Genomic DNA, 12,412 nt, shown 5'->3' with positions numbered 1-12,412 from the left:
TCCTTGCTCGCCGTAGCCCCGTGTTCATGGCCGCTCCATGTACCTGATGGCTTCCCGCACTGATCCAGCCGGTTCCCGCTAAGCGTAGTTGTTGATCAATAAAAAACCGCCCATTGTCGGGCGGTTTACAAGGTTGGGGGTAATGGATCAGGCGGCTGCAGGATTGACGCTGGACAGTGGCCGGTGAACGGCACTCAGCGCTTTTTCCAGGTCCAGCGTCCTGCATTTGAAGGCGCTGCAATTGGCACATCTCACGTTTTGACCTTCACCGTCGTTCATCGGCAGATAGAACTGTTGATGACTACAGACTGAACAGGTGAGGTCCAACGTTACCTTGATCACGCGCTCGCTCTCCAGGTGGAGGTTTGATCGTTGAGCGGTTGATTCTCACGTGCCATCTTGAGCGTCAGGCCACGACACTGATTGAGAATCTGGATCGAGTAGTTGGGTGAATGGGAATCCGCCCAGTGCCCGATGGTATCGAGAAACTCGCCGCACTCGGTGCAGCTGATCTCGTCCCATTCCAGATGGGCTTCCGTCGAGATGGATTGAGCGTTACCGCAACGGGTGCATGAAATAGAATCTTTCACAGACAGCCCTCCTTGGCTGAAGACCGGCCATTCGACCGATCGTGGTGATGGCATTCCTTGCCGCGTCCTGCTGGGCATCCTTGCCCGATCTTGCCCGGCGTCCTTGCCGGCTCCTGCTGACCTGACGTTCCTTGTCGGCCCGTACAATCTTCTTCGTCCCGCAATCGTATGCTGGCACAGCATCCAGTGCTGTACAAGGGTTGTACGGTGTCGAGTTTTTCGTCCAGTTATCCCATGTTAAGTCTTGTGTAGTAAGTGGCTGAATCGGCTGGGCGGCAATGGGGGGAATTTTTTTCAGAATCTCGCCAAATCATCCTGAAACCCGCCTTGTAGACTCTTTTTCAGCCGCTTATCGACATGACATGCATTCTCTAGTGAACGTCCACGCCTGCAGACCGCTATGCTAGGGGCCAAGACAATTTGACTTCGGAATCTTCATGAACTCTCTGAGCCAGCACAAGGCGTTCATCTTACTGCTGACGCTAGTTTCCATCGCTTTCGTATGGCTGCTGTTACCGTTCTACGGCGCCGTCCTGTGGGCCGTGATTCTGGCGATCCTGTTCCAGCCCATGCAGCGTCGACTGGAACGTCGACTCCACGGGCGTCGCAATTGGGCCGCACTCATTAGCGTGGCGGCGTGCGTGTTCATCGTCATCCTGCCGATAACGCTGATCTTCGGGGCCATGGTGCGCGAGGGCGCTAGCGTCTATCAGCGGGTGGGAAGCGGTGATATCGATTTCAATCAATACGTCCAGCAGTTTCAAGGCTCGTTGCCGGTTTCGGTTCAGGATTGGCTGGGTGATGCCGGTTTCGGGAGCTTGTCCGATATCAGCAACCGCCTGGCCTCTGCGCTCGAGCAGGGGAGCCGGTTGATCGCGACGCACATGTTGAGCATCGGCCAGAACACCCTGCAGTTTTTGGTCAGCACCGGGATCATGCTCTATCTGCTGTTTTTCCTGTTCCGGGACGGGCGCTCGCTTGGCCAAATGATCCGAATCACCATTCCGCTGAGCGACGAGTACACCTACAAACTGATCGACAAGTTCACCGCCGTGGTGCGCGCCACCGTGAAGGGCAACGTGATCATCGCCATCGTCCAAGGGGTGATCGGGGGTGTCGCGTTCTGGGCGCTGGGGATCGAAGCCGCGCTGCTATGGGGCGTGATGATGGCGTTCCTGTCGCTACTGCCGGCGATTGGTTCGGCCATCGTCTGGGTGCCGGTGGCGGCGTATCTGTTGATTACCGGGGCCTACGTCAAGGGCGCGATACTGATTTTCGTCGGCGTCGTGGTCATCGGGCTGGTCGACAACTTCCTGCGTCCGCCGCTGGTCGGCAAGGAGACCAAGCTGCCGGATTACGTGGTGCTGATCTCCACAGTCGGCGGGATGACCCTGATGGGCATCAACGGTTTCGTGCTCGGTCCTTTGATCGCGGCGCTGTTCATCGTGGCCTGGTCGCTGTATCGCCAGGAACAGGCGGAAGAGGCCGAGAGTCTGGAAGACGCCCCGCCGTCGGTCGAGGCGCCCGCCCAACCTCAGGATCACCAGCCCGGGTAGATGGCATGTCGTTTGAATTGTTATACTGCTAATTAATTATCCCGGATTTGACTGATCAGGAGACGGATGTCTGATTTCCTTTCGCCTTTGCATGGAGCGTCGCCTTTGCATGGCGCGTCGCTTACTTATGGCGCGTCATCGGTACGTGGCGCGACCGGCTGGGTCGGCGCCATCGCGCTTGCTGGCTTCACGCTTTCGGGGTGTGCCAACTATGCCGGGCTCGAACCGCAGCAGACGCTGACGCCCATCAGCCAGCTGAGCGTGACCGAGGTTCTCGGGCGGACCCCGGTGTCGCCGGCGGCGTGGCCCGAGATCGACTGGTGGAAGCGGTTGGGCGACCCCGAACTCGACACCCTGATTCAGGAAGCGCTGAGCGATTCGCCGGACATCGCCGTGGCCCAGGCGCGGCTGCATTCGGCCAACGCCGCCATCGCCTCGGCCAGAGCCGGGGCGCTGCCCAGCGTCGATGCTTCCGCCGAAGTCTCGCGGTCGCGGGTCTCGAAGGTGGAAGATCCGCAAGGGCAGGGCAACTTCTACTCTACCTCGCGGTCGCTGCTGGTCTCGTTCGACTATGATCTCGATCTCTGGGGCGGTAGCCGCGCCGCCTGGGAGGCCGCGCTGGGCGAAGCGCGTGCCCAGCAGATCGAATACCGCGCGGCGGGGTTGACGCTATCGGTCAACGTGGCGCGGGCCTATGTCAGCCTGGCCACCGCCTACGCCATGCGCGACGTGGCTCAACGCCAGCTGGACCGGGCGCAGCGCATCAACGATATCAACGACGAGCTGCTGCGGGCCGGCATCCGTAACGAATCCCAGAGTCTGCAGTCGCAGGTGACGGCCGCCAACGCCCGCCAATCGCTGGAATCGGCGCAGCAATCGATCCGCAGCGAGCGAATCTCGCTGGCCATTCTGCTCGGCAAGGGGCCGGACCGCGGCGAGTCGATTCCCCGGCCCACGGCGCTTTCGCCGGCCATCGCCGCGTTGCCCAGCGTGATCCCCGCCGAACTGATCGGCCATCGGCCGGATGTCGTCGCCGCGCGCTGGCGGGTCGAGGCCGCCTCCCAGAGCATCAAGGCCGCCAAGGCGCAGTTCTACCCCAACATCAACCTCTCGGCGATGGCGGGCTTCCGTTCGGCCCTGGGTGACTACTTCTTCAGCGAAGCGGCGAAATCCGGCAGCGTTACGCCGGCGATCTCGTTGCCGATCTTCGAAGGCGGCCGGCTACGCGCCAACCTCGACAGCACCGATGCCGACTACGACCTGAGCGTGGCGCAATACAACCGGACCATTATTTCCGCACTGGGGGAAGTGGCGGACGACATCACCACCCTGGAATCTCTGGATCGCCAGCGCGAGAGCCAGCAGGAGGCGCTGGAGAGCGCGCGTTCCGCCTACGGTCTGGTGGAGGAGCGCTACCGCGCCGGGCTGGTCGACTATCTGGACGTGCTGAGCAGCGAGCAGCAACTGATATCGACCGAACAGAGCCTGACCCAGGTCGACTCGCAGCGTCTCGACCGCTCGGTGCAGCTCGTCCAGGCGCTGGGCGGCGGCCTCGCGCTGGACGCCGCCGTGCCGCACCACAGTGGCGGGTTCGTCTCCGCCCCGGATCCCAACGCGACCTCCACGAAATGATCGCGATCGTCGTCTGGGCATCAACGCCAACCGCCTGTTTTACGACGATTTGCGGATAGCGTTTTCAGTTGTCCGTCTCGGCGTTGATGATTATCATAGGCGCCGCCTGGCCGGTATAGCTCAGCTGGCAGAGCAACGCATTCGTAATGCGTAGGTCGGTGGTTCGAGTCCACTTACCGGCACCAGGCGTATCAAGGGTTTACGCCCGATCCCGCCCCGTGACGCTTTTTTCAGCCAATCGAGTTCCATCTTTAGATACCCGATCTCGCTATAGAGTTGCTCCAGGGCGACCGGCTGCGGGCCTCGTTTGCCCTCGAGTTGTCTGTGGCCCCCTGAAGGCATCAGTCGGCACGCCGAATCGATCCGAGAGTTCGCATATCTGTCGCCAGTTCAAGGAGCGCTTACCAGCCAGGACGGCTGAAACCACCGGTTGCGCTCCAATTTCGGGTAGCCCGCTTTGGGATACGCCATGCTCTTTCATCAGATAGCGCAACACGTCGATATCAGAAGCGTCGGGCAACGGACGATGTGTTTCATCATAGGCCTCGATGAGATCGCCCAGGCGTTCGGCCAGGCCAGCCAGAGGATGATTCTCGTCATCACCGATGGTATCGAGCAGTTCATCCAGCGCTTCTACCTTGGCGTCGTACTCGTCGTCGCCGGTCGGCTCGGAGAGCAGAGGGGCGATGTGAGCCCAATGCACGGCAGCTTGATCAAGGATGGCGTTCATGTGTCACTCCTCCATTTGCCCTTGTCGTACTCTTTGTGGTCCAGGATGTCGCGGATATACACCCGTTTGGCCCGGTAATGGACGATGGCGATCAGCCTGATCTTATTGCCGCCTATATCGAATATGTGGTGGCGGCCGACCTTATCGATTGCAGGGAAGATAGCTTTCATCGCTGCGAAGTCTTTCGGTTCGCTGACCTTCATGATTCGAAACCACGACTCTAGCGCGGTCGAGGACTGTGGCCATGTCCCCATGGCTTCCCAGATGCGCTTTTGGGTGATGATGTGCATGCGACCTTCCCTGTAGCGTTGAGAGCAGGGTATAGCAATCTGATATGCATAGCAATCTGCTATAATCCGCTGTGCGGGATCAGGATGGCCATGGCGTTTCGCTTGCGTCCATTGTCGTAAGCTCGATTTTCCCAGAGCTATGGTAGGCTTCCTGAAACGTATCAAAAAGTTACTGAGGCCGGCTCAAGCCGATCGGAACGGAGACAGGATCGCAAAGCGAGTAGCGGACCAGGGAACAGGGAATTAGTGCTGGGCGGGGAAAGGGAGAGTGAAATGAATCATTGGGAAGATTTATCGAATATTGGCAGCAAAGAACTTGTTTGCGGGTATTGTGGGGTGTTTGTCGCTTCAGTAACTGGGTTTTACAGGAACGGTATTCATCCTAACGTTTGCAGTTTGAGAATCTGTCCTAATTGTCAGAAGCCAACTTTCTTTAATGGCTATGAGCAGGTTCCTGGGATAGCACCTGGGAATAGCGTTGAAAGCGTGCCCAATGAGGTGAGTAAGCTTTATAATGAGTCTAGAAGATGTATTTCGATAAATGCATTCACTGCGTCTGTACTTACCTCAAGAAAGCTTTTAATGAACCTTGCTGTGTCGGAAAAGGCTGAGACAGGAAAATCATTTATATTCTACGTGAATTTTCTTGCTGAAAATGGATATGTGCCTCCAAATGGGAAAGGCTGGGTTGATCACATCAGAAAGAAAGGGAACGAAGCTACTCACGAGATAGTGGATATGACGCGCGAGGATGCGGTAGAGCTTGTCTCTTTTGCAGAAATGCTGCTTAAATTTATTTATGAATTTCCGGCGAGGATTCCTCCCTCTGACAGTTAAAAAGTCAGGCTTTGTTGGCGTGTCAATTTCGAGTGTAAAGAGTTGTTTTTTAGCCGGTAATAAGTTTCGAAGTTGAAGCTGGAAACAGAAATGATATTTGATCGAGGTATAGAGATGCAGTCTATGTCTCGGTCAAGTTCAATGTCAAAATCATACCTGGTGGTGAACACTAAATTTTGCTTTTCATCTCGGAAACCAGAAATGATAGGCAAAAAGGATATCGAGTTTGAAGAAATGCTTTCTTCGTCAGGTATAGGAATGATTTTCGGGCAGCCAATGTAGAATTTTCCATTGTCTAAAGTTATCAGAGCATACGAAAACTTGTCAGGATCTCTAAGCTCCACTTCTTCTAAGATGTCATTGAACTCAGGGTCTGATTTTTTTATGATGTCTTTTTCAATCATGGCAAGCACCATGTTTCTTAGATTTGACATTCTTTGATTGTATAAAATGTCTTGCGATAGTTTTTCGGCAATAATTAGCAAAGAATACTCGATTGGCGATTTTTGTTGGACAAGTTTGTTGACTATGGTTTGCTGGTTCTTGCGATAAACTCTGGGGAATAGAAGCGCTAATACCTTTAGTGTTATGGATAAAAACGCGGTACTACAAATAGAGATGGTTGAAAGTGAAATTATCTGTAGCGTGAGAATAGATTTAGCGTCTATATTGAATGTCAGATTCGAGTTTTTCAATATGTACGACGCAAGGAGGTTGACAGCGCTTTGAGAAGGTATTTTTCTGAATATTTCAATTTCGGGGTATTTTAATGGCAGGGAAGGGAGGGTTATACAAAATATAAAAAATACAGTCGCGACTATGAGTGTTCCATACGTTGCGGCTCGTAGATAGAGAGACCAACCCTGATAAAGACTGATCCTTATTCTTTCTTTTGGTAAGGTCGTAATTGTGATGTAGCCACAAATTAGAATAGGTACTACGAGAAGGCCGATCAATCTGTTTGCCTTATGCTAGCTTGTTTCTCTTAAAGAAGCGTTCAATAGAAGAACTTTGCTTTTTAGAGGAACTGAATTTGCCTGAGGTAGAGTCTTTGCCGTAGCTCACAACAATAGTAGAGCCACCTATTACTTTGGCAGACGATCGAGATTCTTTCTGGATTGATTTTTTACTCGACTTAATCTCTTTGAGAGTCATTGGGCGTTCAATTGTGTCGATTGACATTTGGAAACCCTCATTGCTGAATTTGATAGTCTTTAACTATATTTTTCAGTAATTCAATTGCTCTTGACTATCGTGTTGCTGTGTTATCGCAGCCTTTCATTGACTATATGGTTTTAGCTACGTTAAGTCCAATAGGATACTAGAGCGCGTTGCTTTCAAGGCCTGTACAGCTAGACTAGATCTTAGCTAGGTAGGAAAAAAAGTTAAGTTAGACTGCCTGTGTCAACCAGTTTTCAACCGCGTTGACGCTCAGAGACGTGCGTTGACAGCTTATGCTTCCATAACTGGTTGTTTTTACATTAAAAGACGGCGACTGACCAGTTTCAGGGCGAATTAGTAATGCGTAGATTGTTGGTTAGCCCGCTTCCCGCCACCGAGCCATCGGTGATGATTCCTGAGTGAATGACGATGCTCTAAAACCGCCAAATCCGACGGTTTTTTGTGGCTGAGACCCTGAATTGGCATAGCGCTGTGGTCTTCGATGCTTAGAGGAAACGCCTCGACCGGCGTTCGCTGAAACCCTCGATACCCCCTGCCGTCATTTTGACTTACGCATCGTTGCCTTGGTGACAATGACGTCCTCCAATTCCGGGGCTATCGTTAAGGAGCTGTTGGGCGAGCGGACGAGGGCCGTGATAGTCGTTGCCGAGCGTTCGCCCGATAGAAATCCATGGAGCCGTTTGGGAGGGAATCCGGTGCCACAGAGCCAGGAAATGATGAGGGAGACGTCCGACACGTTCCATGCCAAGGAATGGTTGCGTCGTTATCAGCGTGTTCGAGCCGCCACCGAAGCGATCTGCGCGCCGCTGCACAAGGAAGACTACATCGTGCAGAGCATGCCGGACGTCAGCCCGCCCAAGTGGCATCTCGCCCATGTCAGCTGGTTCTTCGAAGCCTTTATCCTCAAGCCTTTTCACCCCGCTTATCAGACCCTCGATCCCGCCTACGACTACCTGTTCAACTCTTATTACGAGACGCATGGCGTACCGTTTCCGCGCTCCGACCGCGGCATGATTTCTAGGCCGACCGTCGACGACGTCTATCGCTACCGGGCTCATATCGACCGGGCGATGCAGGAACTTCTCGAGGAACCCCCGCAAGCCCATGTCGAGGAGATCCTCCGCCGTGTCGAATTGGGGCTACCTCACGAGCAGCAGCATCAGGAGCTGCTGTTCATGGATATCAAGCATATTCTGGCTCAGAACCCGCTCGGCGCCGTTTACCGAGACGACCTGGCGCCGGCGCCCGCACACGAGTCCGGCGAACTCCGGTGGCATGGCTATCCCGCCGGGATTCGGCTGATTGGCCATGACGAAACCGAGGAGGGTTTTGCCTACGACAACGAGATGGGCCGGCACCGTCAGTTCGTCGAAGCTTTCCAGATCGCCGACCGTCCGGTGACTAATGGCGAGTTTCTCGAGTTCATGCAGGCGGGAGGATACGACAAGCCCGATGCCTGGCTGGCGGACGGCTGGGCCACGGTCAAGGCCGAAGGCTGGAAGTCACCGCTCTATTGGGTCGAACGCGATGGCGCCTGGCATCACTTTACCCTCGGCGGCCTGGTGCCGGTCGATCTGAATGCGCCGGTCTGTCACGTCAGTTTCTTCGAGGCCGACGCCTATGCCCAGTGGGCCGGCGCCCGGCTGCCGACCGAAGCCGAGTGGGAAACGGTCGCGCGAGAGGTCCCCATGCTGGGTAATTTCATCGAGCGGGACCATTTGCAGCCGGTTGCTGCTGCGGCGCCCAGGGACGTGCCGGGGCAGATGTTCGGCGATGTCTGGGAATGGACCGGCAGTGCCTATCGGCCTTATCCAGGGTTCAAGAAGTTGCCGGGGAGCCTTGGCGAGTACAACGGCAAGTTCATGTCCGGGCAGATGATTCTCCGTGGCGGCTGTTGCGTAACGCCGGAAGATCATATCCGTCCCACTTATCGAAACTTCTTCCCCCCGCATGCCCGTTGGGCTTTTTCCGGTTTCCGCCTGGCCAGGGATCTCCCGACGTCAGAATAGCGGCGGGATTAGCACAGAGGCGTTGTCAGAATTCGCGGTCGGTAGACGTTAGACGCCATTTGGCGGAACCGGTGACGAGTGGCACTATAGCGCTCCTTTTTTTACTGGTCCCAGCGTCACGATGGTCAAACGATATCTCGGCAAGATGAAGGGCTCGCCACCGAACCGGAAGGCACCGGATTGGCGCGATGCCATCTGGTCGTGGCTGGGGGCGTTTCTGGGCATGGCAGGCGTCGGTTGGGTGAGCGCTCAGTCGCTTCAAACCCATTCGCTTCTGATGGTCGGCTCTTTCGGGGCGACCTCAGTGCTGCTGTATGCCGCGCCGGAAAGCCCGCTGGCCCAGCCGCGTAACGTGCTGTTCGGCAATGTGCTCTCGGCGCTGTGCGGCGTGCTGGTCTGGAAGCTGCTCGGTGATAGCTGGGTCGCGGCGGCGGTGGCAGTGTCGACCTCGATCCTGCTCATGCAGCTGACCCATACGCTGCATCCGCCGGGTGGGGCGACGGCGCTGATCGCGGTGATCGGTTCCGGGGAACTCCATACGCTGGGCTGGTCCTACGCGTTCTTTCCGGTCGCGACCGGCTGTCTGCTGATGCTGCTGATTGCGGTGCTGATCAATAATCTGGCACGGCATCGCCGCTATCCGCTGCACTGGTGGTAGGGCGCGCGGTTCGCGCAATTGCCGCAGCGGCGGCTTCGATTTCTCACCCTTCTCGCGTTCCGGGTACTACACCTTTCAGGCGGCAGCGGCCGCTGGCTCTCCCTACACTCGGGGTTTTCGTCGTGCTTCCGGCAAGACTGGCGAATCCACGTCGGCGGATCAACGGGATGGGGATGCCATGAAAACCCTCGGATGTTGCCTGATCGTGGGCTGGATGATGAGCGGGGGCACGGGCTGGGGAATTGCCTGGGCTAGCGAGACGGGCGCCGAGTCGACCACGGGTTGCGCCAATTTCCGCTGCGAGTTCGGCGATGTACCGAAAGCGCATTCACCGCTGATCAATGAGCCCTTCGTCTCTTTCTATCGCGACTCGGTGGTCAAGCCGATGCGGCCCTACCGCGATTGGGAACCCACGGCCCGGCAAATGCCGGGATCCCGCCAGCCCCGAGACGACACTTCCGGTGAAGCGGGGCACCGGTCCTCGGCTCGGGATTGATCGCCGTGCGGTGAACCGCCTCGGCCTGTCTTGGGTGTCACCCGCCTGAACTTGACCCTCAAACCGTCGCGCGGGCCATCACGCGGCGTTGGCGTGCCCGTGTCCGCAACGACGTTTCCGGTCGCGAGACAGGGCGATCATCGCTTTTTCCAGATCCGCGGAATAGCACTTGAATGCGGCACAGTTGGCGCATCGCACCTGTTGTCTCTCCTCGGCGCGTATCGGGAGAAAGAACTGGTCGTGGTCGCAGATCGAGCAGGTGAGATCGAGCGTGACGCGAATCATGACGCACCTCTGGAGAGGGTGAAGGTTTTGAGCATCGTCGTTTCGTGGGCGGTAGTCTGGCGCGACCGTATGACGTGGTGATGAACGGACGATGGCGTTCGCGTGTCCTGATCTGAGCCGATCTGACGCTCATTTGGCCGGAATTGACATAAGTTATCGTGACTGCGAACGCCGGCTGGCACCGTGGATGCACTAGACGAGAGCCATCGGCTCCGACTGTCGGAGTATTGAAATTCCCGTACTCTTTTCTAGGATGAGTATCCCACTGAAAAACAGCTGAGGATTTATTGACCCTTTCCTAATCAAGTTTAGCGCCTAGCGTTATCCCATGGTGCACCGCACCTAGGACTGGATCTGAAACCTGATCACAAACTCGGAGGTGATTGGATGTCAGTACAGACCGCATCCCCCAAAACCCAGAATTCCACGTGGACGGAGCAGGATCGCTACCCGACTCGTTTGCGCCAGCCGCAGGACGCGCTCTGGCAACAACGGCAGGAGGACGTCGTCAAGGGCCGCCATCTCGATGGCCCGCTGAACGACGAGCAACTGAATCGTTTCGAACGCGATGGATTTCTTTTCGAACCCAACTTCCTGGGTCAGGCAGAACTCGACGAGCTGTGCGCCGAACTGGCCGTCATGCTCGACCGGGACGACTTTCGTGATCGCGATTTCTCGATCACCGAACCGCGCAGCCATGAAATCCGTTCGCTGTTCGCCATTCATCATCTGTCGCAGCGCTTCGCCGAGCTGGCGAACGATGCGCGAATGGTCGGCCGTGCTCGCCAGATCGTCGGTGGCGATGTCTACGTGCATCAGTCGCGGATCAACTACAAGCCCGGCTTCCACGGCAAGGGCTTCAACTGGCACTCGGACTTCGAAACCTGGCACGCCGAAGATGGCATGCCGGGGATGCACGCCGTCAGCGCTTCCATCGTGTTGACGGACAACCATCATTTCAACGGTCCGCTGATGCTGATCCCCGGTTCGCACAAGGTATTCGTGCACTGCCTGGGCGAAACGCCGGACGACAACCACAAGCAGTCGTTGAAGCAGCAGGAACTCGGCGTGCCGAGCAACGACGCGCTACGTGAGTTGATCGAGCAGCGCGGTATCGAAGCGCCCACTGGCGCCGCTGGCGGGCTGTTGATGTTCGACTGCAACACGCTGCATGGTTCCAACGCCAACATGTCGCCGGATCCGCGCAGCAACGCGTTTTTCGTCTACAACCGTCGCGATAACGCCTGCGTGCAGCCGTTCGGCGCCAAGAAGGAGCGGCCTTCGTTCCTGGCTCACCAGCCGGACGAAGTGTGGACGCCGCAGCAGGACACGCACTAAGACAGCAGTGCGAGGGCTACAGTGATCTCGCCGCGAACCGCTTTCGAGAGGTAATGATTCGCGGCAGCTCGGGCTGATGCCATAAGCCGCCGTTGGAGGTAGACTCGCTGAGTCGCCGCCAGCGGCGGCTTCTTTCGTTTACGGTCATCGCCTTTGCCCTGGAGCTCGCCATGCCATTCATCACCCGATTTACCGACGGTCTCGAGACCGGCCTGCCGCTGGGCAAGATTCTCTGCGTGGGGCGTAACTACGCCGAACACGCCAAGGAACTCAACAATCCGGTGCCGACGTCGCCGATCCTGTTCATCAAGCCGTCGACCAGCGCCGTCGAGCTCGAAGACCCGATCGAACGCCAATTCAGCCATGGCGACGTGCACTTCGAGACCGAACTGGCGCTGTTGATCGGCAAGCGCATGAGCCAGGTCAGCGCGGAAGATGCGATGAGCGGCGTGATCGGCGCGGGATTGGCGCTGGATCTGACCCTGCGCGACGTGCAGTCCGCGCTCAAGGAGAAAGGCCATCCGTGGGAGCGGGCCAAGGCCTTCGACGGCGCCTGCCCGCTGTCACGCTTCGTGCCGGTGGAAGGCGAGGTCGACTGGGAAGCGGTGACTTTCCATCTCGATATCAACGGCCAGCGCCAGCAGAGCGGCAAGACCAGCGACATGCTGTTCGGCCTGCCGGCGCTGCTCGAGGAGATGACCCGCACCTTCACCCTCGAACCGGGTGACGTGATTTTGACCGGCACGCCTTCCGGCGTCGGCCAGCTTCCCCGCGACGCCGTTCTCGGGCTGTCGCTGTCGCTGGGGCTG

General features: G+C 57.0%; 12 protein-coding genes, 1 tRNA gene and 1 pseudogene. 9 read left to right on the top strand and 5 right to left on the bottom strand.

Features of this window, described 5'->3' with window-relative positions; all coding sequences use genetic code 11:
- Nucleotides 1–338: 338 nt before the first annotated feature.
- The gene (locus DOM58_RS16855; RefSeq protein ID WP_075563238.1) at nt 339–590 is read right to left on the bottom strand and encodes a hypothetical protein; all 252 of its coding nucleotides are present in this window, start codon (nt 588–590) and stop codon (nt 339–341) included.
- A gap of 437 nt (nt 591–1,027) precedes the next feature.
- On the opposite strand from DOM58_RS16855, the gene DOM58_RS16850 reads away from it, so the two are divergent.
- From DOM58_RS16850 to DOM58_RS16840, 3 genes are all read left to right on the top strand, one after another.
- Complete coding sequence (locus DOM58_RS16850) at nt 1,028–2,146, top strand: AI-2E family transporter (protein ID WP_110693840.1); 1,119 nt, start codon at nt 1,028–1,030, stop codon at nt 2,144–2,146.
- Between the two features lie 66 nt (nt 2,147–2,212).
- Nucleotides 2,213–3,778: an efflux transporter outer membrane subunit gene (locus tag DOM58_RS16845; protein ID WP_110693839.1), complete on the top strand. Its 1,566-nt coding sequence runs from the start codon at nt 2,213–2,215 to the stop codon at nt 3,776–3,778.
- Nucleotides 3,779–3,887: 109 nt separating this feature from the next.
- Nucleotides 3,888–3,963 (top strand) — tRNA-Thr (locus DOM58_RS16840).
- 31 nt (nt 3,964–3,994) lie between these two features.
- Here DOM58_RS16840 and DOM58_RS17905 read toward each other — a convergent pair.
- The 3 genes and pseudogenes from DOM58_RS17905 to DOM58_RS16830 all read right to left on the bottom strand — a co-directional run.
- Nucleotides 3,995–4,093, bottom strand: a pseudogene (locus DOM58_RS17905) (transposase); the annotation flags it as partial.
- Nucleotides 4,047–4,508, bottom strand: a complete 462-nt coding sequence (locus tag DOM58_RS16835; protein ID WP_223162215.1) for a helix-turn-helix domain-containing protein — start codon at nt 4,506–4,508, stop codon at nt 4,047–4,049. The pseudogene DOM58_RS17905 and the gene DOM58_RS16835, both read right to left, overlap by 47 nt.
- A complete protein-coding gene (locus tag DOM58_RS16830) occupies nt 4,505–4,798 on the bottom strand; it encodes a type II toxin-antitoxin system HigB family toxin (RefSeq protein WP_110693838.1) in 294 nt (97 codons plus the stop codon). Before DOM58_RS16830 ends, DOM58_RS16835 begins: the two co-directional genes overlap by 4 nt.
- A 273-nt stretch (nt 4,799–5,071) precedes the next feature.
- Between DOM58_RS16830 and DOM58_RS16825 the strand changes: the two genes are divergently transcribed.
- The 4 genes from DOM58_RS16825 (at nt 5,072) to DOM58_RS16805 (ending at nt 9,980) form a co-directional block, all read left to right on the top strand.
- Nucleotides 5,072–5,635 (top strand): DUF4145 domain-containing protein, encoded by a 564-nt coding sequence (locus DOM58_RS16825; RefSeq protein ID WP_110693837.1) that lies wholly within the window; start codon nt 5,072–5,074, stop codon nt 5,633–5,635.
- A 1,898-nt stretch (nt 5,636–7,533) separates the two neighbouring features.
- Entirely contained in the window at nt 7,534–8,826 is a 1,293-nt protein-coding gene (gene egtB / locus DOM58_RS16815; RefSeq protein WP_223162214.1) for an ergothioneine biosynthesis protein EgtB, read from the top strand.
- Nucleotides 8,827–8,947: 121 nt separating this feature from the next.
- Entirely contained in the window at nt 8,948–9,484 is a 537-nt protein-coding gene (locus DOM58_RS16810) for an HPP family protein (protein ID WP_075563244.1), read from the top strand.
- Between the two features lie 178 nt (nt 9,485–9,662).
- Entirely contained in the window at nt 9,663–9,980 is a 318-nt protein-coding gene (locus DOM58_RS16805) for a hypothetical protein (protein WP_110693834.1), read from the top strand.
- A 78-nt stretch (nt 9,981–10,058) separates the two neighbouring features.
- Here DOM58_RS16805 and DOM58_RS16800 read toward each other — a convergent pair whose 3' ends face one another.
- Nucleotides 10,059–10,265 carry a hypothetical protein gene (locus DOM58_RS16800; protein WP_075563246.1) on the bottom strand — a complete coding sequence of 69 codons (207 nt, stop codon included), beginning with the start codon at nt 10,263–10,265 and terminating at the stop codon, nt 10,059–10,061.
- 387 nt (nt 10,266–10,652) lie between these two features.
- On the opposite strand from DOM58_RS16800, the gene thpD reads away from it, so the two are divergent.
- Together thpD and DOM58_RS16790 are read left to right on the top strand one after the other, a co-directional pair.
- Nucleotides 10,653–11,603, top strand: coding sequence for an ectoine hydroxylase (gene thpD / locus DOM58_RS16795; RefSeq protein ID WP_110693833.1), 951 nt, complete (start codon nt 10,653–10,655; stop codon nt 11,601–11,603).
- Between the two features lie 170 nt (nt 11,604–11,773).
- A partial coding sequence (locus DOM58_RS16790; RefSeq protein WP_110693832.1) for a fumarylacetoacetate hydrolase family protein occupies nt 11,774–12,412 on the top strand: 639 nt, incomplete at its 3' end.

The organism is Salinicola halophyticus, assembly GCF_003206695.1.
GTDB lineage: Bacteria > Pseudomonadota > Gammaproteobacteria > Pseudomonadales > Halomonadaceae > Salinicola > Salinicola halophyticus.
Note: the sequence above shows the minus strand (reverse complement) of the source record. Positions and strands in the feature narration are given on the sequence as shown.

Bases quoted from the DNA above. Each gene is read 5' to 3' on its own strand.
- DOM58_RS16850 (WP_110693840.1), top strand. From the start codon at position 1,028: ATGAACTCTCTGAGCCAGCACAAGGCGTTCATCTTACTGCTGACGCTA.
- DOM58_RS16845 (WP_110693839.1), top strand. From the start codon at position 2,213: ATGTCTGATTTCCTTTCGCCTTTGCATGGAGCGTCGCCTTTGCATGGC.
- DOM58_RS16835 (WP_223162215.1), bottom strand. From the start codon at position 4,508: ATGAACGCCATCCTTGATCAAGCTGCCGTGCATTGGGCTCACATCGCC.
- DOM58_RS16830 (WP_110693838.1), bottom strand. From the start codon at position 4,798: ATGCACATCATCACCCAAAAGCGCATCTGGGAAGCCATGGGGACATGG.
- DOM58_RS16825 (WP_110693837.1), top strand. From the start codon at position 5,072: ATGAATCATTGGGAAGATTTATCGAATATTGGCAGCAAAGAACTTGTT.
- egtB (WP_223162214.1), top strand. From the start codon at position 7,534: ATGAGGGAGACGTCCGACACGTTCCATGCCAAGGAATGGTTGCGTCGT.
- DOM58_RS16810 (WP_075563244.1), top strand. From the start codon at position 8,948: ATGGTCAAACGATATCTCGGCAAGATGAAGGGCTCGCCACCGAACCGG.
- DOM58_RS16805 (WP_110693834.1), top strand. From the start codon at position 9,663: ATGAAAACCCTCGGATGTTGCCTGATCGTGGGCTGGATGATGAGCGGG.
- DOM58_RS16800 (WP_075563246.1), bottom strand. From the start codon at position 10,265: ATGATTCGCGTCACGCTCGATCTCACCTGCTCGATCTGCGACCACGAC.
- thpD (WP_110693833.1), top strand. From the start codon at position 10,653: ATGTCAGTACAGACCGCATCCCCCAAAACCCAGAATTCCACGTGGACG.